The organism is Massilia sp. SYSU DXS3249 (assembly GCF_053668055.1).
Genome location: NZ_JBSIPX010000019.1, coordinates 55,280 through 77,674, shown reverse-complemented (window position 1 = coordinate 77,674; position 22,395 = coordinate 55,280). Strand labels below are relative to the sequence as shown.

At 68.5% G+C, this 22,395-nt stretch carries 11 protein-coding genes; 8 read left to right on the top strand and 3 right to left on the bottom strand.

The annotated features are described in order from the left end of the window. The first annotated feature begins 6 nt into the window (after positions 1 to 6). From ACWCIA_RS19385 to ACWCIA_RS19370, 4 genes are all read left to right on the top strand, one after another. On the top strand, positions 7 to 906 hold the full coding sequence (locus ACWCIA_RS19385; RefSeq protein ID WP_454165926.1) for a hypothetical protein: 900 nt from the start codon (positions 7 to 9) through the stop codon (positions 904 to 906). After that, on the top strand, positions 903 to 2,459 hold the full coding sequence (locus ACWCIA_RS19380) for a HAMP domain-containing sensor histidine kinase (RefSeq protein WP_454165924.1): 1,557 nt from the start codon (positions 903 to 905) through the stop codon (positions 2,457 to 2,459). The genes ACWCIA_RS19385 and ACWCIA_RS19380 overlap by 4 nt, the downstream gene beginning before the upstream one ends. 33 nt (positions 2,460 to 2,492) lie before the next feature. Continuing rightward, entirely contained in the window at positions 2,493 to 4,181 is a 1,689-nt protein-coding gene (locus ACWCIA_RS19375) for a M14 family zinc carboxypeptidase (protein ID WP_454165922.1), read from the top strand. 220 nt (positions 4,182 to 4,401) lie between these two features. Further along, positions 4,402 to 6,087, top strand: a complete 1,686-nt coding sequence (locus tag ACWCIA_RS19370) for a PQQ-dependent sugar dehydrogenase (RefSeq protein ID WP_454165920.1) — start codon at positions 4,402 to 4,404, stop codon at positions 6,085 to 6,087. A gap of 317 nt (positions 6,088 to 6,404) precedes the next feature. Here ACWCIA_RS19370 and ACWCIA_RS19365 read toward each other — a convergent pair whose 3' ends face one another. The 3 genes from ACWCIA_RS19365 to ACWCIA_RS19355 all read right to left on the bottom strand — a co-directional run bounded on the left by ACWCIA_RS19365 (position 6,405) and on the right by ACWCIA_RS19355 (position 10,023). Beyond that, complete coding sequence (locus ACWCIA_RS19365; protein ID WP_454165919.1) at positions 6,405 to 8,210, bottom strand: DUF885 domain-containing protein; 1,806 nt, start codon at positions 8,208 to 8,210, stop codon at positions 6,405 to 6,407. 12 nt (positions 8,211 to 8,222) lie between these two features. After that, complete coding sequence (locus ACWCIA_RS19360; RefSeq protein WP_454165917.1) at positions 8,223 to 9,365, bottom strand: branched-chain amino acid ABC transporter substrate-binding protein; 1,143 nt, start codon at positions 9,363 to 9,365, stop codon at positions 8,223 to 8,225. 172 nt (positions 9,366 to 9,537) lie between these two features. Next, entirely contained in the window at positions 9,538 to 10,023 is a 486-nt protein-coding gene (locus ACWCIA_RS19355; protein WP_454165915.1) for an Lrp/AsnC family transcriptional regulator, read from the bottom strand. A 156-nt stretch (positions 10,024 to 10,179) separates the two neighbouring features. On the opposite strand from ACWCIA_RS19355, the gene ACWCIA_RS19350 reads away from it, so the two are divergent. The 4 genes from ACWCIA_RS19350 to ACWCIA_RS19335 all read left to right on the top strand — a co-directional run bounded on the left by ACWCIA_RS19350 (position 10,180) and on the right by ACWCIA_RS19335 (position 22,330). Further along, complete coding sequence (locus ACWCIA_RS19350; protein WP_454165913.1) at positions 10,180 to 11,718, top strand: aminotransferase class V-fold PLP-dependent enzyme; 1,539 nt, start codon at positions 10,180 to 10,182, stop codon at positions 11,716 to 11,718. A 164-nt stretch (positions 11,719 to 11,882) separates the two neighbouring features. Then, positions 11,883 to 20,282 (top strand): GH36-type glycosyl hydrolase domain-containing protein, encoded by an 8,400-nt coding sequence (locus tag ACWCIA_RS19345; RefSeq protein WP_454165911.1) that lies wholly within the window; start codon positions 11,883 to 11,885, stop codon positions 20,280 to 20,282. After that, positions 20,279 to 21,151 (top strand): outer envelope protein, encoded by an 873-nt coding sequence (locus tag ACWCIA_RS19340; protein ID WP_454165909.1) that lies wholly within the window; start codon positions 20,279 to 20,281, stop codon positions 21,149 to 21,151. The genes ACWCIA_RS19345 and ACWCIA_RS19340 overlap by 4 nt, the downstream gene beginning before the upstream one ends. 108 nt (positions 21,152 to 21,259) lie before the next feature. Beyond that, on the top strand, positions 21,260 to 22,330 hold the full coding sequence (locus ACWCIA_RS19335; RefSeq protein WP_454165907.1) for a sugar-transfer associated ATP-grasp domain-containing protein: 1,071 nt from the start codon (positions 21,260 to 21,262) through the stop codon (positions 22,328 to 22,330). The last annotated feature ends 65 nt before the right edge of the window (positions 22,331 to 22,395 follow it).

The following is a 22,395-nucleotide window of genomic DNA, read 5'->3' as shown; positions in this document are numbered from 1 at the left end:
AGCGCGATGCGCCCTGTCCTGGCCACCTTGCGCGGGCTCGCTGCGGCGGCGGGGCTATTGGTGTGCGCGGCAGCCGCCGCGGCCGCGCCGAATGCTCCCACATCAGGCTACCGCTTCCAGATCGTCACCGGCGACGACAGCGCCGTCACCAGGCGCATCGCCGAAGACCTGTACAAACGCCTGGTGCCCACCTTCGCCGCCTTCCGCACCGAACTGGCCCAGCGCCGGCGCATGGTGTATGTGGCGATCGGGCCGACCGCCCTGCGCGAAGTAGCCCAGCGCCGCTGCGATTGCGTCGTGATCGCCGCTTTTACGTCGAGCCAGGTGTGGCAGGCCGTCACCGGCAAACTACCGCCCGCGCGCCTGCGCAGCATGACGGCGGTGTATGCCGAACCGGCGCCAGGCGACCAGCTGCGCCTGGCCGCGCTGCTGTACCGGCGGCCGGTGCGCGCCGCCGCCATCCTTGGCCCCGAGACTGGCTTCCTGTTGCCCGAACTGCGTGGCCAGGCCGAGGTCCTGCATGCAACGCCCGGCGCCGACATGAGCGACCTGCTGGCCCGGATCGGGCGCAATGAGGTGCTGCTGGCGCTGCCCGACAGCGCGGTCTACAACCCCGAAAACATCCGCAACATCCTGCTCTCGACCTACCGCCGCAAGCAGGGCGTGATCGGCTTTTCCAGCGACATGGTGAAGGTCGGCGCGCTCGCCTCCACCTACTCCGAGGTCGAGGACATCAACGCCCAGGTGGCGGAGATCGCCGCCGCATTTGCCGCCACCGGCACGCTGCCGCCGCCACAGTTCCCGCGCTACTTCCGCACCGCGATCAACGAAGGCGTGGCGCGCTCGCTCGACATCGCCGTCAGCGACGAGGCGCGCAGCTTCGCCCATCTTCCTGCGCGGCCATGAAGCTGGGCGCCTACCGTGGTTCGTGGCGCTTCTGGCGCAGCTGGAGCATCGGCCTGCGCATGGCCTTCATTACCATGCTGCCGGTGGTCTTCCTGTTCACCGCCTTCGTCTGGTACTCGTGGTACGCGCACCGCGCACAGGTAGCGGAAGAATTGTCCGAGCGCGGCCGCATCCTCGCGCGCGCGCTGGCCGAGACCAGCGAATACAACGTCATCTCCGGCAACCTGACCGACCTGCGCCTGACCATCAATGGCCTGGTCCAGTCCGACAAGAGCATCCGGCAAGTCGACGTCGTCGATGCCGAGGGCAAGACGGCGGTACGCGTGACCTCGACCCTGGTGCAGGACGCCGAACCGCATTACTACGAAGCGCCAATCCGCAAGCAGGTGGTGTGGATCAACCTGTTCACCGATAACGGCACGCCCCACGTCTCGGCCTCGAGCGACGCGCGTCCGCCCACGCTCACCACCGAGATCGTGGGTGCGGTGCGGGTCACGATGTCGCCCTCGAACATGCTGGCCAAGCAGGCCGGGCGTTTTCGCGTCGAGCTGGCGATGGCCGCGCTGGCGCTGGCCGCCAGCGGCGTGCTGGCCTGGGTGCTGGCGCGCTCGCTGACGCAGCCGCTGAAGGAGGCGATTGGCGCCCTGCGCGAGATCCGCGGCGGCCATTACCGGGTCGAGCTGCCGGTGACGACCGGCGGCGAAGTAGGGGAGCTGCAGGCCTCGATCGGGGAGATGTCGGTGGCGCTCGAGCGCTCGACCCAGGACCTGGAGAACAAGGTGATGGAGCGCACGCGCGACCTGGTCGAATCGCGCAACGAAGCGCTGCGCGCCGATGCCGACAAGAGAAAGCTGATCCAGAAGGTGAACAGCATCATCGAGGATGAACGCAAGAGCATCGCGATCGAGGTCCACGACGAACTGAATGCTTCCCTGATCGCGGTGCGCCTGGAAGCGCAAAGCATCGGCATGCTGGCCGCCAAGGCGCCGCCGGGGCCGGAGGTCGAGGAGATCCGCAACAAGGCCGGGGCGATCACCAGGCTCGCGCTCGACCTGTACGCCAACGGCCGCCGCCTGGTGCGCCGCCTGCGCCCGGAGGTGCTCGACATGCTGGGCCTGCACGGCGCGGTGGAGGAAATGCTGCGCCACTACGACAGCGGCTCCGGCTGCCGCTTCGCCTTCCACTCGGAAGGAGATTTTTCGAAGCTCGGCAACGAGCTCGCCATCTCGGCCTACCGCATCGTGCAGGAAGCGCTGTCGAACATCATGAAGCACGCGGGCGCCACCGCGGCCGAGGTGACGCTGGTGCTGGACGCCGAGAACGACCTGCTGCGCATCGAGGTCGAGGACAACGGCAACGGCTTCGACCCGGCCGAGAACTCAGAGGGCATCGGCATCATCGGCATGCGCGAGCGCGTCTATGCGCTGCACGGCACGATCGCCGTGCGCTCGGCGCCGCAGCGCGGCACCACGGTCGCCATCGCGCTGCCGCTCTCCTTACCATCCGCATCGCCATCCGCATCTCCATCCAGCGGCGCAACTGCTGTATCGTAGCGGCTTGCTTTCAACCTCATTGCCGGATCCACCATGTCGAACGAATTGAAGACGCCCTACGAACTGGGCAACCAGAACCAGACCACCACTTGGAGCGAGTGCATCGCCTGGTACGAAGACCTCGCCCGGCGCTACCCGAACGTGCTGCGCTTCGGCGTGGTCGGCACCTCGGATGCCGGCGTACCGATCCATGCGGGCGTGGTCAGCGCCGACGGCGTCTTCGACGTGGAGGCGATCAAGACGGCGGGCCGTCCGGTCTTCTTCAACAACAACGGCATCCACCCGGGCGAACCGGAAGGCGTCGACAGCTGCATGGCGCTGGTGCGCGACTTCTGCCTCCAGCCCGAGCGCCTCGCCGCGCTGGGACAGACCGTGTTCCTGTTCGTCCCGCTGTACAACGTCGACGGCAGCCTGAACCGCGCGAACACCTCGCGCGTGAACCAGGACGGCCCCGAGCAGTTCGGCTTCCGCGGCAACAGCCGCCACCTCGACCTGAACCGCGACTTCGTCAAGTGCGACACCCTGACCGCCCAGGTCTTCAACAAGCTGTTCGCGACCTGGGACCCGGACGTGATGGTCGACACCCATACCTCGAACGGCGCCGACTACAGCTACACCATGACCCTGATCCACACCCAGGCCGACAAGCTGGGTGGAGAGCTGGGAGCATTCCTGACCGGGACCATGCTGCCGGCGATGTACGCCGAGATGGACAAGCGCGGCTGGCCGACCTGCCCCTACGTGAACCCGGTCAAGGACAGCCCGGACCACGGCATCGCCGAATTCCTGGAAACGGCGCGCTTCTCGACCGGCTACGCGGCCCTGCACCACACGATCGGCTTCATGCCCGAGACGCACATGCTCAAGCCTTTCCGCGACCGCTACGAGTCGATGCGCGCCCTGGTTGAAACCGCACTCGATTTCACGGTAAAGCATGGCGCCCAGATTCAGTCGCTGCGCCGCGCTGCCAAGGCTGCGGGCCGGACCCGCGCCGAGTGGCCGATTCACTGGGTGATGGACGAAGAGAACACCTCCACCTTCCGCTTTAAAGGGTATGAAGCGAAGTACAAGCCGAGCGCGCTGGGCGACTACACCCGCCTGTACTACGACCGCTCGAGCCCGTGGGAACGCGACATCGCCTACTACAACCGTTTTAACGCAGACGTGACGGTGACTGCACCGAAGGCCTACGTGATCCCGCAGGCCTGGCGCGAAGCGATCGAACGCCTGGCGCTGAACGGCGTGGCGATGGAGCGCGTGAAGGAGGACCGCCTGCAGGACGTGGCGTATTACCACGTCGTATCCGTCTCCTCGCGCCCGAACGCCTACGAGGGCCACATGTTCCACGACGACGTGCAGCTGGAAAAGCGCCAGGGCCAGGTACTGCTGCGCGCCGGCGACGTCATCGTGCCCCTCGACCAGGACCGCGCCCGCTACGTGGTCGAGACCCTGGAACCGCTCGCCCACGACAGCTTCTTCCGCTGGGGCTTCTTCAACAGCGTGCTCGAGAAAAAGGAAGCCTACTCGGACTACGTGTTCGAAGACGAAGCCGAGCGCCTGCTGCTTGATGAGCCGGAACTGGCCACCAAATTCGCCGCCTGGAAGGCTGCCAATCCGGCGCTGCTGTCGAACCAGGAAGCGGTGCTGGACTTCGTCTTTGCCAACTGCGCCAAATACCGCGAGCCGGAATGGCGCCGGTATCCGGTGTTCATGATCCAGTAAGCGACGGCCGCTTGAACGCGTGGACGGCGAAGCCGTCCACCCTACGGATACGCGACGTCTTCCGGTGCCCGGCTGCTGACGCTCCGCCAACGCGGATACGCGACTTGTCTCGTAGGGTGGGCACTTGTGCCCACGCGGATTCGACATACCAATAACAGAACAGGCAACAGCCCCATTAGCGCATGCGTTCCAGCAGGCTGAAAAACAAAAACACACAAACATGAACAACCACATCAAGGCGACACTAGCTGCCACCACCCTGGCCCTGGCCAACACCGCCAGCGCCGCCCCCACCGTCGGCCAAACCTACTTCGACCAAAACTGCGCCAGCTGCCACACCGTCGACCCCAAGCTGTCCTCGCGCGCCGGCCCCGGCCTTTATAACCTCATCGGCCGCAAGGCCGGCGCCGTCCCCGGCTTCAACTACACCGACGCCATGAGCAAAGCCGGCGCCGCCGGCAAAACCTGGACCCGCGAAGAACTCGACCTCTTCCTGCGCGACCCGAACAAGAACGTCCCCGGCACCGCCATGCCGATCGGCGTCGCCGACGCCAAACAGCGCGCCGCCGTCATCGACTACCTCGCCACCCAAAGCGGCAAGGCCGCTGTGCCAGCTGCCGCCGCCACGAAAGCCGCCGCCGCCGACAGCGCCGCCTGGACCACGGACAAGCCGGGCGACCTGCACCACATCAAACCGACCGACCTGGTCGCCCCCTATGGCACCGAAAGCGCAGGCAACGGCCCGAAACTGGCGCCGCGTCCCGACGGCGCCATGCCCGCGGTCCCGAAAGGTTTTAAGGTCGGCATCTACGCCGAAGGCCTCGGCAAGCCGCGCTTGCCGCTGCGCGCACCGAACGGCGACATCTTCCTGTCCGAAGCGGCGAAGGGCCAGATCATCGTCCTGCGTGCGAATGGCAGCGACAAGGCGGCTGCCCCAACCGTGTTCGCCAGCAGCCTGTCGCGCCCCTACGGCATGGCCTTCTGGCCAAACAGCGCCAAGCCGCAGTACCTGTACGTCGCCAACGTGAACTCGGTCGTGCGCTTCCCCTACAGCGTCGGCGCGTTGACGGCGCAGGGCGAGCCGGAAATCGTGATCGAGAAGATCAGCGACACCAGCGGCGGCCACGTCACGCGCACGATCGCGTTCTCGAACGACGGCAAGACGATGTTCCTGTCGGTCGGCTCGGCCACCAACTACGCCTCCAAGATCGGCGCCACGCCGCCGCAGCCGCTGGCGCAGTGGGAAGCAAAGTATGGCGTGGGCGCAGCCTGGGGCGAGGAGACCGAGCGCGCCGCCGTCCTCGCCTTCGACGCCGACGGCCGCAACCGCCGCCCCTACGCGAACGGCCTGCGCAACTGCGTCGGCATGCTCGTCCACCCGAAGACCGATGAACTGTTCTGCAGCGTCAACGAGCGCGACGAACTGGGCGACAACTTGGTGCCGGACTACGTCACGCGCGTCAAAAAGGACGCCTTCTACGGCTGGCCGTGGTACTACATCGGCGCCAACGAAGACCCGCGTTTAAAGGGCATCCGTCCCGACCTGAAGGATAAAGTAACGGTGCCCGACACGCTGATCCAGTCGCACTCGGCGCCGCTGGGCATGGTGGTCTACCAGGCGCCCAAGGGCGCGAAGCACGCCTTCCCGAAAGCCTACGAGGGCGATATCTTCGTGGCGCTGCACGGCTCGTGGAACCGCAGCATCCGCACCGGCTACAAGGTCGTGCGCGTGATGATGAAGAACGGCGTGCCGACCGGGCAGTACCAGGACTTCATGACCGGCATGGTGCTCAGTGACCGCGATGTGTGGGGACGTCCGGCGGCCGTCGAAGTGGCGGCGGATGGGGCGCTACTGGTGGTAGACGATGGCGGTGCGGTGGTGTGGCGGATTACGCCGGAGAAGTGATCTGACTGAACATGGAGTAGGGTGGACGGCTCCACCCAGCCATGTGACTTTCGAGGCGCTGGATGCCGTCCACGCGTTCAAGAGCACCTAACAAAACCTCCATAGCTGCGTTGCAGCTCCTCGCCGTACAGTCGTACTGTCTTCGTCGCTGCGTCGGGCGGCCGCATCCCTTGCTCTGAAGGTTTTGTTAGGCGCTCTAAGGTAAACAAGCGCCGCTGCGATGCATCAGGGGCCGGCGGGACGCGTGGACGGCATCGAACGATGCAGGAACGCACGCGTCCGGGTGTAGCCGTCCACCCTACGACGATCTAGGCGTCTTACTTCGACGCCGCAATCCAGCGATCCACCTTCGCCTCCAGCAGCGACAGCGGCAGCGTCCCTTCACCCAGCACGATGTCGTGGAACTTGCGGATGTCGAATTTCGCTCCAAGCGCCGCTTCCGCGCGGCGGCGCAGTTCGACGATCTTCAGCGAACCGATCTTGTAGCCCAGGGCCTGGCCCGGCCACACCATGTAGCGCTCGATCTGCGCGCGCGACTCGTGCTCGCTGTAGCCCAGCGTCTCCGAGAAGTACTTGATCGCCTGCTCGCGCGACCAGCCCTTGGTGTGCAGGCCGGTATCGACGACCAGGCGCGCGGCGCGCAGCATTTCGTCGTTCAGGTGGCCGAAATAATCTTCCGGCTTGTCGAACAGGCCCATCTCCTTGCCCAGGGTCTCGGCGTACAGCGCCCAGCCTTCGGTGAAGGCGTTGTTGCCCCCAAAACGGCGGAAGTTCGGCAACCCGAGTTCCTGCACCAGGGCGATGTGGAAGTGGTGGCCAGGCTGGCCTTCGTGCAGGTACAGGGTGACCATGCCGGTGCTGCCGTATTGCTTCGGGTCGTTGACGACCGACCAGAACACGCCCGGACGGCTGCCGTCCACCGCCGGCGGGGTGTAGTGGTCGGACGCCGTGGCGCGGCTCAGTTCAGGCTCGAGGCGCAGGTCCAGCGGGGACTTCGGCATCAGGTTGAACATCGCCGGCAGCTTGGTGCGCAGCTCGGCGTCGAGCCTGCGGTAGACGTCGATGACTTCCTGCTCGGTTGTAAAAGGTTTGAATTTGGCCTGCTGCGCCACCCAGGCCGGCAGGCCGGCGGCCGGACCCGTGTAGCCCATCTTCGGGCCGATGCGGCCGTACTCTCCCTGGATGCGCGCCACTTCCTTCAGGCCGATCTCGTGGATCGCTTCCGGGGTCAAATCGGTCGTGGTCTGGCTCGCCACGCGCACCTTGTACCAGTCGGCGCCGTTCGGCAGCGCATTCCAGCCGCTCGTCGTGCGCGCGGCCGGCAGGTATTCCTTCTCCAGGAAGGCCGCCAGGCGTCCCAGCGCCGGATTCAGCTTGCCGCCGATGGCGTCGCCATATAGCTTGGTCAGTGCGCGCTTGTCGGCATCCGAGAACGCGGCCGGGAAATTCTTCACCGGCGTGTAGTAGATGCTCGATTCAGTCGAGGTGGCCACCAGCTGCTTGAACTGGGGCAGGGCGGAGCTCATGACCGACTTCGGATGCACGATGCCGCGCTTGATCCCCTCTCGCATGTTGGCGATGGCCTGGTCGACCCACGGGCCCAGCTGCGCCAGGCGGCTGGCGTAGGCGCGGTAGTCCTTCACGCTCGACAGCGGCTGCGCGCCCTGGCCGCTCGCGTAGTTGGCGAGGGTCACCGGCAGGCTGTCCATCTGGTTCAGCGGCAGCAGGTGTTCCGGGAAGGGCTCGAAACGCAGGGCGGTCGTCAGCTCGTAATCGAGGATGTCGTAGCTGGTCTGGTCGCGCGTGTTCAGGCCCGCGCGCTTGATCGCGTGCAGGCGCTTCTGGAAGGCCTTGTAACGCGCAAACTGTTTAGTGCGTTCGGCCGGCGCGATCGACATGCCGATCTGGTCGATGAAGCGGTTGTCGCCGCTCTCGCTGGCGGACACCGGGTCGAAGCGGGCGAGGGCGTCGTAGTACTCGTCGGCCAGCTGGTTGAGCGCCTTGGCGGCCTGCGGGTTGGCCACTGCCTGTTTCACAGGGGCGGCCTGGGGTGCGGCGAGGGCAGGGACGCAGGCGATGGCCGCCGCCGCGGCCATCGCGCCGAGTTTCACAAATTGATTCATGTCGATAATCCGTTAATAGCTTGCCAGCGGCGCCAGCGCGCCATTTTTGAAGGTGTAGACGGTGACGGTGGTCTTCTTGAGGTTACCCTTGTCGTCGTAGCCGTAGGTGCCGACCACGCCCGGGTAGCTGAGCGTGCGCAGCTGCTGGGCCACTGCGGCCGGGGCGAGCGAGTTGGCCGCCTTCATGGCCTGGGCGATGAACATCGTTTGATCGTAGAACGACGGCGCGTACACGTCCGGCTCGCGCTTGAAACGCTGCTTGTACTTGTTCAGGAAGGCCGGGCCGGCCGCCTGCTTGGCGATGATCGCGCCGGCCTGGGCGCAGCGCACGTTCTCGCCGACGGCCGGGCCGCCGAGTTTCGCCATCTCCGGGCTGCACAGGGTGTCGCCGCCGAGCAGCGGCACGTTCAGGCCGAGCGCCTTCATCTGGCGCGCCATCGGGGCGGCCTGCGGCGCATAGCCGCCGAAGAAGATGGCGTCGACCTTTTTCGCGCGCAGCGAGGTCAGGATGGCGGCGAAGTCGCTCGCCTTGTCGTTGGTGAATTCGTGGCCCGCGACCTTCATGCCGGCCGCCTGCGCCTGGCGCTTGAATTCGGTGGCAATCCCGGTGCCGAAGGCGGTGCGGTCGTCGATGATGCCGACGTTCTTCAGCTTCAGCTCGCGCGCGGCGTAGTTGGCCATCGCGCCGCCCACCTGCGAGTCGCTGGCGACGATGCGGAACACGCCCTTGTAGCCGCCCTGCGTGATCTTCGGATTGGTGCCGACCGTCGACATCAGCGCGCCGGCGTCGTTGTAGACGCGCGAGGCGGGGATCGCGACGCCCGAGTTGTAGGGGCCGAGCACGAATTTGACGCCGCCGTCGGCCAGCTTCTGCGCGACCGTCACGCCCTGCTTGGGGTCGCCGGCGTCGTCTTCCGATTGCAGCACGAAGCGCACCGGTTTGCCTGCGACCGTGATCTTCTGGGCGTTGAGTTCTTCGACGGCGAGGCGCACGCCGTTTTCGTTGTCCTTGCCGGCAAAGGCATTGGCGCCCGAGAGGGGGCCGGTCACGCCGATCTTGACGACTTGTTCCTGCGCCGAGGCAGCATAAGGGGTACTCAGCGCGCACAGCAGCGCGGCCAGCGCCAGCGGCGCCATGTTCATTTTCGATGGCATCAGCCTGTCTCCGTTTATATACAAACGGTCGCCATCATCGCATGAATAGACCGGCTAACAAAACCCTCATGGCTGCGTTGCAGCGTCTCGTCGTACTAGCGTACTGTCTTCGACGCTGCGCCTTGCCCTGAGGGCTTTGTTAACCGCTCTAGCGCTCAGCGGGGGAGGCGTGTCAGGCAGGCAATCCGTGCGCGATGAGTTCGAGGGGCAGGGCAGTCGTGCACTTGATCTGCTCCATCGAAAAGGCCGAGGACACGCCGCTCAGCTGCGCCGTCTTGATCAGCTTTTTGTAGAAGCGGTCGTAGCCGGCGATGTCGGTGGTGGCCACTTTCAGCAGGTAGTCGACGTCGCCGCTCATGCGGTGGAATTCCAGCACTTCGGGCAGGGCGACGACGGCGGCGGCAAAGCGTTCCAGCCATTTTTCGTCGTGCTCGGGCGTGCGCACGCTGACGAAAACGGTGACCGGCAAGCCGACCTTCTGGCGGTTGACGATGGTGACCCGGCTTTCGATATAGCCCTCTTCCTCGAGGCGCTTGACGCGCTTCCAGCAGGGGGTACTGGACAGGCCGACTTTCTCGGACAAGCCGGAAATGGACAGGGTCGCATCGGCCTGGAGCGCGGCGAGAATCGCACAATCAAACTTGTCTAGTGAATTCATTTTAGTTATAGGTCACTAACAGAATAAACATGCTAAAACCTAGGCGAATACTAGCAAAAATCGAAACGTGCTCTCCGCCCCGTCTATATAACATATTGCCTAACAATAACACGATCTGGACGCGTGTTTACGCTTTTTGCACGTTTTACGAAAATTATGTTTACTGAAATTTACCTCGATGCGAACGCGACGTCCACAGTGCTGCCGGCGGCGCTCGATGCGGCCCGGGCGGCGTTGGCCGACACCTATGGAAACCCGAGCAGCAGCCACGCGGCCGGCCTGCGCGCGCGCCGCCTGCTCGACGAGGCGCGGGCCTGCGCGCGGCGCGTGCTCGGCGCCGGCACCGGCCGCCTGATCTTCACCAGCGGCGCCACCGAAGGCATCCAGACCGCCGTGCTGTCGGCCCTGTGCGCGGTGCGCGAGCGGCGCGCGGCCGGGCTGCCCTGCGGCGAGTTGCTGCTCTACGGCGCCACCGAACACAAGGCCGTGCCGGAGAGCCTGGCGCACTGGAACCGCGTGCTCGGCACCGGCTTGACCCTGATGCCGCTGGAGGTCGACGCTAATGGACGCCATCGCCTCGACCTGCTGCGCGAGCTGGCGCCGCAGGCGGCCTTGCTGTGCACGATGGCCGCCAACAACGAGAGCGGCGTGATCTCCGACCTGGACGGCATCGCCGCCGTGTTGGACGACACCGGCAGCACGGCATTATGGATGGTCGACTGCGTGCAGGCGCTCGGCAAGCTGCCGCTCGCGCTCGGCGCCAGCCGCATCGACTACGCCCCCTTCTCGGGCCATAAACTGTATGCGCCGAAGGGCGTCGGCATGCTCTGGGTGCGCGACGGCGCCCCTTACACGCCCCTGATGTGCGGCGGCGGGCAGGAAGCCGGGCAGCGTTCGGGCACCGAGAACATGGCCGGCATCGCCGCGCTCGGCGCAGTGCTGCGCGCGCTGGAAGAGGGCAACACTTTCCGCTCGCCGATGCAGATGGCGGCCTGCCGCGACCGGCTGGCAGCCGCGCTCCGCCAAGCGTTTCGCGACGTCGAGTTCAACGCGCCCTTCGAGCACACGCTGCCGACCACGCTCAATTTTTCGGTGCCTGGCGTGTCGGGCAAGACCCTGCTCGACCTGTTCGACGCCGCCGGGGTCCGGGTCAGCGCGGGCTCGGCCTGTTCGGCGGCCAGGGCGGCGCCGAGCTATGTGCTGCAGGCGATGGGCCTGCCGGATGTACGCTGCGCGAACGCAGTGCGGATGTCCTTCGGCCCCTTGGCCGACGACGCCCTGATCGACGAAGCCTGCGCCCGCATCCTGCGCTGCGGGCGCGCCCTGGCTTCGGCGCCGCCGCTTGACGCCGAACCCGCGTTGCCGGCCCTCGACCCGGCTGGCGCCGCTGGCCTCGCCGTCGATGCCGCCGGCCTCGCCCGGTTCCTGGAACAGCACCCGGGCGCGCTCCTGGTCGACGTGCGCGAAGCCTGCGAGCACGCGGCCGGCACACCCTGCCTGCATGGGCGCGCGGCCTACAGCCTGCCGCTGTCGCGCCTGGCCGAGCATGCCGGCTGGCTGCGCCAGGAGACGCGGCCGCTGGTGTTCTTCTGCCGCAGCGGCAACCGCAGCGCACGGGCGGCGCAGCTGGTGCAGGGATGGGGGCACCCCAGCGTGCGCCACCTGGCCGGGGGGCTGGCGCTGTTCGCGGGCTGACGGCCTGGAGTGTGGTGGCGCTGGTACCTCTGTTCGTTATCGCACCGTCTCGTTTCCGATGAGGTCTTAGCATGGCGGCAGGCGTGTGCAGTGATGCTCGCCTGGGCCGCGCGGCCGCGAGGCCGTGCAATCGCCTGCATGCACGCTCATCATCGAGGCTTCTGTTGAACGAAGAATTGCACACCCCGCCAGATGCGCCGCACGCGGGGGACTTCCCATTGCACACCGCGGACAGCGCGGGGGCCCTGCCCCTGCGCGCCGAGATCTTCGGCGCCGCGCAGATGGCGCTGCACGGGCGCCAGCTCGCCGCCAGCCACACGCTGGCGCAGGAGAGGGGGCGCGAACGCCTGCTCGCGCGCCTGGCCGACAACGCCGACGTCATCGCCCGCGCCTGTGCCAGCCTGGCGCGCAGTGCAAGTGCCCCGTCCAGCGAGGGCATGGCCGAGTCCGAGCCTGACCATGCGCTGCTCGACCACCATGACCTGATCGACGAACACATCCGCTTCGTGCGCCGCCACCTCACCAGGCCCGCCAGCCGCGCCTTGCCCTGCCTGGCCATACCATTAGAGGGAAGCGGCAATCCGCGCGTCTACCAGTTGGCGCTGGAAGCCGTCATCCATGGCGACGGCCGCCTCGAGGACGACACCCTGGCGCGTTTTGTTGCCGCCTACCAGGAAGGCGCGCCGCTGCTGCTCGACGAGCTGCGCGTGTTTCCCCTCATGCTGCGCCTGGCGCTGGTCGACAACCTGCGCCGGCTTGCCGTCCGTGTCCAGCACACCCGGCAGCAGCGCGGTATCGCGCGCGACTGGGCCGGGCGCATGGAGGCCACCGCCGACGCCCGTCCCGGCGACCTGGTCCTGCTGATGGCCGACATGGCGCGCCAGGTGGAGCCGATGGACGCCGCCTTCGTCGCCGAACTGGCGCGGCGGCTGGAAGGGCGCGACGGGCCATTGGAGGGGGTGCTGCAATGGCTCGCCACCCGCCTGGCCGACGATGGCGTCACGCTCGGGCAGCAGCTCGAGCTCGACACGATCGACGAAGCCGCGGACGCAGTGTCGCTGGCCAACAGCATCGCCAGCTTGCGCCTGCTCGAGACGGTCGACTGGACCGCCTTCCTGGAGACGGCCAGCGGCGTCGAACAGGCGCTGCGCACCGATCCGGCCGGCGTCTACCCGCGCATGGATGCCGCCAGCCGCACCGCTTACCGCCAGGCCGTGGCGCGCCTGGCGCGGCAGTCCGGCCACAGCGAGGCGGAGGCGGCAGCCGAGGCGCTGGCGCTGGCGGGCGCGGCAGCGCCGGGTGACGAGCTTGACTCGCGCTCGCGCCATGTCGGCCATTACCTGGCCGGCGACGGCCTGCCGGCCTTGCGCGCGCGGCTCGGCCGGCGTCCCGGCCTGCTGCCGGCGCTGCGCGATGCCGCCAGGCGCCGCCCGCTGCTGTCCTGGCTGGGGACGGCCGGCACGCTCACGCTGCTGTTCGTGCTGGCGCTGGTGGTGCACGCCTGGCGCGGCGGCGCCGGTGCCGGCCTGCTGGTGGTGGTGGGCGTGCTGGCGACCTGCGGCGCCAGCCAGCTGGCCCTGGCGCTCACCGAGCTGATGGTGACGCGCCTGGTGGCGCCGCGTCCGTTGCCGCGCATGGATGCCAGTCGCGGCATCCCGGCGCAGAGCCGCAGCATGATCGTCGTGCCCGCGCTGCTGGCCAGCCGCGAGGAGGCGGCAAGCCTGTGCCGCCGGCTCGAGCTGCACTACCTGACCGAGCGCGATCCGCAGCTGCGCTTTTGCCTGCTGCTCGACTTCCCCGACGCGGCAACTGAGACGCTGCCCGCGGACGCCGGGCTGCTGGAGGCGGCGCAGGAGGCGATCGCGGCGCTGAATGCCCGTTACGCGGCGGCGCAATCCGGCGCGGCCGACGAAGGATCTTTCCTCCTGCTGTGCCGGCGGCGCACCTGGAGTGCGAGCGAACGCGCCTGGATCGGCCGCGAACGCAAGCGCGGGGCGCTGGCCGACCTGCATGCCTTGCTGCGCAGCGCGGCTGGGGCACGCGAGCGTTTTGCGCTGGTGGCCGGCAGCGCGGGCAATCCCGCCGAAGTGCGCTACCTGATCGTGCTCGACGCCGACGCCCAGCTCGCGCAGGGCAGCGCGCGCCGGATGGTGGCGGCGATGGCGCATCCGCTGAACCGGCCCTTGCTCGCTGCCGACGGCCGCAGCGTGGCGGCCGGCCACGGTTTCCTGCAGCCGCGCGTGACGAACTCGCTGCCGCTGGACGGCAATTCGCGCTACGCCCGCCTGTGCAGCGGCGAGCCCGGCATCGACCCGGGCGTGTCCCCGCTGCCGGACCTCTGGCAGGACCTGTTCGGCGCCGGCGCAAACGCGGGCAAGGGCAGCGGGCAGGGCATCTACGACGTCGACGCCTGCGCGCGCGTGCTGGCCGGCCTGCCGGAGCACACCGCGCTGTCGCACGACCTGCTGGCGGATGGGCTGCTGGCCGGCGGCCTGCTGAACGACGTCCAGCTCTACCAGCCGTGCCCGGACCGCTACCGCGACGACATGGCGCGCCGCGCGCGTCGCATCCGCGGCGCCTGGCAGCTGGCAGGCTGGCTGCGCGCGCGCATCAAGATAGCCGACGGCGAACATGTGCCCAATCCCCTGGGACCAGTCGCGCGCTGGAAGCTGCTCGACAGCCTGCGCCGCAGCCTGGTGGCGCCGACCCTGATGACCATGCTGATCCTGTGCTGGGCGCGGCTGCCCTCGCCCGCGTTCTGGAGCGCGGCGGCCTTGTCCGTGTTCTTCCTGCCGGCCTTTTTCGACATGCTGGTGCGCCTCGCCGACAAGCCGCACGACGCGCCCTGGCGCCAGCACCTGGCCAACTGGGGGCAGGGCGCGCGCTTCGTCCTGCGCCGCGCCGTCATGCAGGCCGTGGTGCTGCCGCACGAAGCCTGGGTCAGTCTGGAGGCGATCGCGCAGGGCGGCTGGCGCATGCTGGTCTCGCACCGCCGCCTGCTGCAGGCGGCGCCACCGGCCGCGCGCCCCCGTTTGGAGATCGAACAGAATGTGCGGCAGATGTGGTTTGCCCTGGCGCTGCCGGCCTGCGTGGCGGTGCTGCTCACCTTCATGCATCCGCTGGCGCTGTTCGCGGCAGCGCCCCTGCTGCTGCTGTGGTTCCTGTCGCCGGTGATCGCCTGGTGGGTCAGCCTGCCGGGCGAGCGCGGCGCGCCGGCGCCGCCGGACAGCCAGGCCCTGTTCCTGCTCGGCCTCGCGCGCCGCCACTGGGGCTTTTTCGAGACCCATGTCGGCCCGCAGGACAACTGGCTCCCGCCCGACAGCATGCAGGAGCACCCGCACGCGCGCGTCACCCACCGCACGTCTCCGACCGACATGGGCATCGGCCTGCTGGCCAACCTGGCGGCCTGGGACTTCGGTTTCCTTCCCCAGGCCGGGCTGCTGGCGCGGGTGCGCGCCGCCTTCGACAGCATGGCGCTGCTGGCGCGCCACCGCGGCCATTTCTGCAGCTGGTACGACACGCAGACGCTGGCGCCGCTGCAGCCGATGATGGTGGCCACCAGCGACAGCGGCAACCTGGCCGCGCACCTGCTGACCCTGGCCGCCGGCCTGGAGGCGCTGGCCGATGCGCCGGTCGCGAGCACCCGGCCGCTGGCCGGCCTGCGCGCCACGCTGCAGGTGGTGCAGGACTGCGCCCGCGAGGCCGGAACCGAGCTGCCGCCGGCGCTGCGCGAGGCCATCGAACGCGCGCGCGGCGTGCTGCAGCCGCAGGGCGGCGCCAAGGCCGAGACCCTGCCGGGCCTGGCCGATTGCCTGGCCAGCGCGGCACAGGCGGCGGCCGCCATCGTGCAGGCCCTGCCTCATGAGGCGAGCGCGGCCCTGCGCGACTGGAGCGCGCGCCTGGAGGCCGATTGCGCCGCCGCCCGGGCCGAGCTGCTGGCGCTCGCCCCCTGGGTCGCCGTGGCCCAGGAATACGTGTTCGAGGCGCGCCTGACGCGCATCCCGACCCTGCGCGAGCTGGCCGCCTACGAAGCGGCCAGTGTGACTGCCCCCGCGCTGGCGGCGATGGTGGAAGAGGGCGCCACCAGAGCGCGGGCGCGCCTGGACGGGATAGCCGAGCTGGCCGAACGGGCGCGCGACTTCGCCGACATGGATTTCGGCTTCTTGTACCGGCCTGACACCGGCCTGCTCGCCAGCGGCTACAACGCCAGCGACGAGGTGTTCGAAGAGGGCAGCTGCGCGCTGCTGGCCTCGGAGGCGCGCCTGGCCAGCTTCATCGGCATCGCGCGCGGCCAGCTGCCGCAGGCGCACTGGTATGCGCTAAAACGTCCGCTGGGCATGGTCGACGGCGAGCAACTGCTGCTGTCGAACGGTGGGGCGATGTCGGACTACCTCGCTCCCTTGCTGGTGATGCCGCTCTACCGCGGCACCCTGCTGGAAAAGACCTGCCAGGCGCTGGTGCGGGTGCAGGCCGCGCACGCGGACCGCTACCGCATCCCCTGGGGCATGTCCGAGTCCGGCTTCAATACCTTCGATGCGGCGATGAACTATGGCTACCGTGCCTTCGGCGTGCCGGGAACGGGCTTGTCTCGCGGGCCGGCTGGGGAGCGCGTCATCGCCCCCTATGCGTCGCTGCTGGCGCTGACGGTGGCGCCAAACGACGCCATCGCCAACCTCGAACGCATGGCCGGCCTCGGCTGGATCGGCCAGCACGGCTTCTACGAGGCGGCCGACTACAGCCCGGCGCGGCTGGCGCACGGCCAGCAGCACGCGCTGGTGCGCGCCTTCATGGCGCACCACCAGGGCATGGGGCTGCTGGCGCTGTCGCACCTGCTGCACGAGCGCCCGATGCAGGCCCGTTTCGCGGCCGATCCCGCGCTTGCCGCTGCGTTACCGCTGCTGTACGAGCGGGTGCCGAAGTCGGGCGCCTTCGATGTCCAGCGCGACGCCCTGGTGCCGCACGGACTGGCGCCGGCCGAGGAAGTGCGGCGTACGGTCGGCCGCCCGGTTGCCGCGCCCGAGGTGCAGCTGCTGTCGAACGGCCGCTACCACGTGATGGTGACCGGCGACGGCGCCGGGTACAGCCGCTGGCGTGACCTGGCGCTGACGCGCTGGCGCGGCGATGCGGTCAGCGACGATGCCGGCCTGGCCTGCTACCTGCGCGACCTCGACAGCGGCGCGGTCTGGTCCTCGGCCTGGCTGCCGACCCGTGCGCAGCCCGAGCACGAAGAGGCCGTGTTCCCCGAAGGGCGGGTCGAATTGCGCCGGGTCGACCACGGCATCGAACTGCACACCGAGATCGTGGTCGCTCCCGCCGACGACGTCGAACTGCGCCGCATGCGCATCCGCAACGGCTCCGCCGCGCCACGCCGCATCGAGCTGACGACCTATGTGGAACCGGTGCTGGCGGCGCCCGGGAGCAGCCGGCCGGCGCTGCGCAGCGAACTCCTGGACGGGCGCAATGCGATCCTGTGCACGCCGCGCTCGGGCGACGCTGGCCCCTGGCTGCTGCACCTGATGGCGGTGCACGGCCACGCCCCCGGCGAGGCCTCGTTCGAGACCGACCGCCTGCGCTTCCTCGGCCGCGGCGACGCCGGCCCGCTGCCGGCCGCGCTGCGCACATACGGGCCGCTGGGCGGCGGGGCAGACGCCGCCGAGCCCGCGCTGGCGATCCGCCGCGTCCTGCTGCTGGCGCCCGGCGAGGAAGCCGCCGTCGACCTCGTGCTCGGCGTCGCGCCTACGCGCGAGGAGGCGCTGCGCCTGGCCGGCAGATATGCCGACCGCCACGAGGGCGACCGCGCCTGCGAGCTGGCCTGGACCGAAGCCCAGGCGCTGCTGCGCCAGCTCGACATCGCCGAATCCGATGCGGCCTGGTACATGCGCCTGGCCAGCGCCCTGCTGTACCCGAACCGCGCACTGCGCGCGGAGCCCACTGTCATTGCCGGCAACCGGCTCGGGCAGGCGCGCCTGCCGCCCTACGGGATCTCGGGCGAGCTGCCGATCGTGCTGGTGCAGGTGCGCGATGCCGCCGGCCTCGGTTTGCTGCGCCAGTTGGTGCAGGCCCACGGCTACTGGCGCAGCAAGGGATTCGCCGCCGACCTGGTGGTCTGGTACGCGGACCCGCTGCAGGGCCAGGTCGCACGCCTGCTGGCCGCCGGCGGCGAAAACGCCGAGCTGCCGGGCGGGCTGTTCGCGTTCGCGGCCGACGGCATCCCGGAAGAGGAGCGGGTGCTGATGCAGTCGGCGGCGCGCGTGGTGCTGCAGGACCGGCGCGGCGGTCTGTTCGAGCAGCTGCGGCGTGCGGCGGCGGTCGTGCCGGCCGATGCGCCGCCGCTCCTGCAGCCCACGGCGCAGGTCCCGGCCGCGCCATTACCGCCGCCTGCGCTCGTGCTCGATAACGGTCTCGGAGGCTTTACCAGCGATGGCGCCGAATACGTGATCCGCACCGCGCCCGGCCAGGCCACGCCTATGCCGTGGACCAATCTGCTGGCCAATCCCGCCTTTGCTGCGCGCATCTCGGAAAGCGGCGAGGCCGTCACCTGGAGCGCGGATGGGCACTGCCTGAGCGCCGCCGGCGACGGACCGGGGCCCGGGCAGGGTGGCGAAGCCTTTTACCTGCGCGACGAGGCGAGCGGCGCGTTCTGGTCGCCGACCGCACTGCCGGCGCCGTCCGGCGGCGCCTACCTCACCCGCCATGGCTTCGGCTACAGCGTGTTCGAGCACGCGGCGCACGGCATCCGTTCCGAGATGACGAGTTTTGTGGCGATGGACGCGCCTTTGAGGTACACGGTGCTGAAGCTGCGCAACGAGGGCAGCACGCGGCGCCGGCTGTCGGTCACCGGCTACGTCGAGTGGGTGCTGGGTAGAACGCGCGCGCAGGATGCACTTCACGTGGTGACCGGACGCGATCCGGACAGCGGGGCGCTGGTCGCGCGCAGCGCCTGGCACGGCAACGCGGCGGGCGGCGCCGCCTTCTTCCACGTCGACGCCGCCAACCCGGCATTTACCTGCGACCGGCTCGAATTCATCGGCCGCAATGGCGACCTGGCGCGGCCACAGGCCCTGGGCAGGACAGGCTTGTCGGGCAGCGTGGGCGCCGGGTTCGATCCTTGCGCGGCGCTGCAGGTGGCTGTCGAGCTCCAGCCGGGCGAAGAGCGCGAGCTCGTGTTCGTGCTCGGCGCCGGCGCCCTCGTCCCCGCGCAGCGCGACGCCGCCCAAGCCTTGTCGCAGGTGCGCGCCTGGTGGAACGACACCCTGGGCGCGGTGCGCATCGAGACGCCGGACCCGGCGCTCGACGTACTCGCCAACGGCTGGCTGCTGTACCAGTCGATCACGGGCGGCCTGTGGGCGCACGGCGGCGCGGCGTGGAGTTTCCGCGACCGCCTGCAGCAGGCGATGGCGCTGGTGCACGCGCGCCCGCAACTGCTGCGCGCCGAGCTGCTGCAGTGCGCGGCGCACCAGTTCGTTGAAGACGGGACCCGGCACGCCGTGCACCTGCGTGCCGCGGATGACCTGCTGTGGCTGCCGCTGGCAACCTGCCGCTACCTTGCCGCCACCGGCGACCTCGGCATCCTCGACGAATCCATCCCCTGGCTCGAGGAACGCGCGCTCGAGACCGAGCAGGAGCTGGACCCGAAGGACGATCGCCACGGCGACCTGTATGCGCACTGCGTGCGCGCGATCCGCCATGTGCTGCGCTTCGGCGCCCACGGACTACCGCTCGACGAAGAAGGCGGCGAGAACGTCTGGCTGGCCCTGGTCCTGCTCGAGGTGCTGCGCGGCTTCACTGGAGTGGCCGAGCGCCGCGCCGACTACGGCTTCGCCATCACCTGCCGCGCCGGCGCCCTGGCGCTCGCCGCCCAGGTCGAGGACCACGCCTGGGAGGTCGAGCTGTACCGCAGCCGGCTGGACGGCGGGGACGCTACCGAGGAAGGCACACCGGCACTCGACCTGAACGTGCAGTCCTGGGCCGTGCTCTCCGGCGCGGCCAGCCCGGGGCGGGCGGCCTGCGCCATGGCGGCCGCCGACGCCCACCTGGTGCGCTGCGACGCCGGCCAGCCGCTCGATACCGCCGCCTGGACCGCCATGGCCTTCGCCCGCCTGGGGCAGGGCGAGCGCGCCTGGGAGCTGCTGGACAAAATGATTCCGGCGCACCGGGACACCCACCCTCCGTATGTGGCGCCGGCCGAGGTATTCGGCGCCCCGTCTATCGGGCGCGGTGAAGCGAACTGGTACACTGGCGCTGCCGGGCTGATGTACCGCCTGATCGTCGAGGTGCTGCTCGGCGTCGAGCGCCGCGGGCAAGCGTTGGTGCTGGCGCCGCAGTTGCCGCAGGGCTGGCCGGGCTTCCGCTTGCAGTACCGCTACCGGAACACGCGCTACGCGATCGAGGTGCGCGCCGCCGAGGCGGGCGCGCTGCTGGTCGATGGACAACATGTAGCCGGCAACACGGTGCAGCTGGTCGACGATGGCGCACACCACCGCGTCGAACTGCGGCTCGCGCGCCGGCAAGGGACCGCCGTTTCGGCGGAACGCGAAGAAACCCAGTCAAAAACCACTCCATGACGAACAAGATCACACTGGCCTGCGCCACCTTCCTGCTCTCCTTCGGCGCCGTTCAGGCAGTCCAGGCCGCCGACTGGAGCGACACCTCCATCAGCTGGCGCTACGGCACCCGTTTCGCCGAGCCCTTCAATCCCGAACACATCAGGAAGCACATCTTCGCGCTGACCCATGCCAGCGGCTACAAGTACGGCAGCAACTACTTCAATGTCGACCTGCTGCAGTCGGACGAAAGCGATCCGGCCTCGCTGACCCAGTCGGAAGGGGCGCAGGAAGCCTATGTCGTCTACCGCCATACTTTCGACATCGGCGCGCTGCGCGGCCAGGAAATGCGCTTCGGGCCGGTCAAGGGCGTGGGCGCGACGGTCGGCTTCGACTGGAACACGAAGAACGACGTCGGCTACAACTCGCGCAAGCGCATGCTGGTCGCCGGTCCGACCCTGATGTGGGACGTGGGTCCGGGCTTCCTCAACACCAGCCTCCTGCTGCTGCGCGAAAGCAATGCGCCAAGCGGCGCCTTCCCGCCGATCTCGAACGTGAACGGCCGCTACACCTACGACACCCATGCGATGCTCTCCGTCAGCTGGGCGATTCCCGTGCCCCTGAACGAGCGCCTTTCCTTCGAGGGCTACGGCAACTACATCGGCGCCAAGGGCCGCGACGAAGTCGGTCTCGCCACCGGCGCCGAAACGAATATCGACATGGCGCTGATGTACGACCTGGGCTTCCACTTCGGCCAGCCGAAGAACCGCTTCCGCGTCGGCCTCGAGTACCAGTTCTGGAACAACAAGTTCGGCAATACCCGCGCCACGACGGGCGGACGCGGCCAGCGCGCAAGCACGCCGATGGTCCGCGCCGAATACCACTTCTGATCCGCTCCGGATCCTCTACCGTGCCGGGGTATTGCGTGCAGGAATGGCATAATACTTCGACAATTTTTTAAGCAGTGCCAGACGTGCTGGGCCGGTGAGAGGATTCGAATGCAAGTCGTAAAAGATATCAAGCGTGCCTGGGCGCACCTGCGCTCCGGGAAGGGCGGTCACGCCTATCTGCCGTTCTGGCGCCAGTCGCTGGAGATGGGCGCCTTGTTCCTGTTGCGCGGCATCGGCCCCGGCTATTATCTGCAGGCGCGCTGGTGGCGCCCCTCGGTGCCCTTCGCCGACAAGTGGGCCCACGTCAACCGCAAGGAATACAACGCTTTCATCGACCGCTGGAACCGCCCGGGCTACCAGAAGAGCTCGCAGCACAAGGTGATCGAAAAGGCGATCCTGCAACTGGTCGGCGTGCCGACGCCCGAATTCATCGGCTACCTGCACCCGCAGCGCGGCGCCCGCGCCGACGGCCAGCCGCTGCGCGGTATAACTGACCTCGAAACCTTGTGCCGCGAATTGATGGGCAAGAAAGTGTGCTTCAAGCTCGTCGAGGGCTATGGCGGCGCCGGCTTCGCCGCCTTCGAGATCGGAGAAAAGGAAGGCAGGCCGGTGTTCCGCCATCCGGTCACGGGTAGCGAAACCGTGATTGCCGACTGGTGGGAAGGCGTGCGCCAGCACAGCGAAGGCTATATCGTCGAGCATTACCTGCACCAGCACCCGGTGTTATCAAGCATCCATGCCAATTCCGTGAATACCCTGCGCATCTGGCTCTACCAGGCGCGTGGCGAATGCCGCATCGCCGGCGCTTTCCTGCGCGTGGGGCGCAAGGGCAGCATGGTCGACAACACCAGCCAGGGCGGCATTTTCTGCCCGGTCGAGCTGGAGACGGGCGTGCTCACCCATGCGGCGAATGCGAAGAATCCGCTCGAGACCATGGACGCGCACCCGGATACAGGCGGACGCATCAGCGGCGTGCAATTGCCCTACTGGCGAGAGTGCCAGGACATCGCCATGCAGGCGCTGCGCGCGTTTCCGCATGTGAACCTGGCCGGGGTCGACGTGGCGATCGCCGTGGACGGGCCGCGCATGATCGAGCTCAACGTGCGTCCGGACCAGATCGGCTGTGCACGCCTGAATTTGCCCCTGAAACACATCGACCGCTGGATGCGCGCCGCATGAACGCAGCACCGGCGCGCCACGCTGTCCTTTTGTCAAAAAAGGTATAAATATTGCCAACTTAAAAG

What these genes read in the sequence shown, in the direction of transcription:
- ACWCIA_RS19370 (WP_454165920.1), top strand. Translation starts at nt 4,402, where the DNA reads ATGAACAACCACATCAAGGCGACACTAGCTGCCACCACCCTGGCCCTG.
- ACWCIA_RS19380 (WP_454165924.1), top strand. Translation starts at nt 903, where the DNA reads ATGAAGCTGGGCGCCTACCGTGGTTCGTGGCGCTTCTGGCGCAGCTGG.
- ACWCIA_RS19355 (WP_454165915.1), bottom strand. Translation starts at nt 10,023, where the DNA reads ATGAATTCACTAGACAAGTTTGATTGTGCGATTCTCGCCGCGCTCCAG.
- ACWCIA_RS19335 (WP_454165907.1), top strand. Translation starts at nt 21,260, where the DNA reads ATGCAAGTCGTAAAAGATATCAAGCGTGCCTGGGCGCACCTGCGCTCC.
- ACWCIA_RS19375 (WP_454165922.1), top strand. Translation starts at nt 2,493, where the DNA reads ATGTCGAACGAATTGAAGACGCCCTACGAACTGGGCAACCAGAACCAG.
- ACWCIA_RS19365 (WP_454165919.1), bottom strand. Translation starts at nt 8,210, where the DNA reads ATGAATCAATTTGTGAAACTCGGCGCGATGGCCGCGGCGGCGGCCATC.
- ACWCIA_RS19385 (WP_454165926.1), top strand. Translation starts at nt 7, where the DNA reads ATGCGCCCTGTCCTGGCCACCTTGCGCGGGCTCGCTGCGGCGGCGGGG.
- ACWCIA_RS19360 (WP_454165917.1), bottom strand. Translation starts at nt 9,365, where the DNA reads ATGCCATCGAAAATGAACATGGCGCCGCTGGCGCTGGCCGCGCTGCTG.
- ACWCIA_RS19340 (WP_454165909.1), top strand. Translation starts at nt 20,279, where the DNA reads ATGACGAACAAGATCACACTGGCCTGCGCCACCTTCCTGCTCTCCTTC.
- ACWCIA_RS19350 (WP_454165913.1), top strand. Translation starts at nt 10,180, where the DNA reads ATGTTTACTGAAATTTACCTCGATGCGAACGCGACGTCCACAGTGCTG.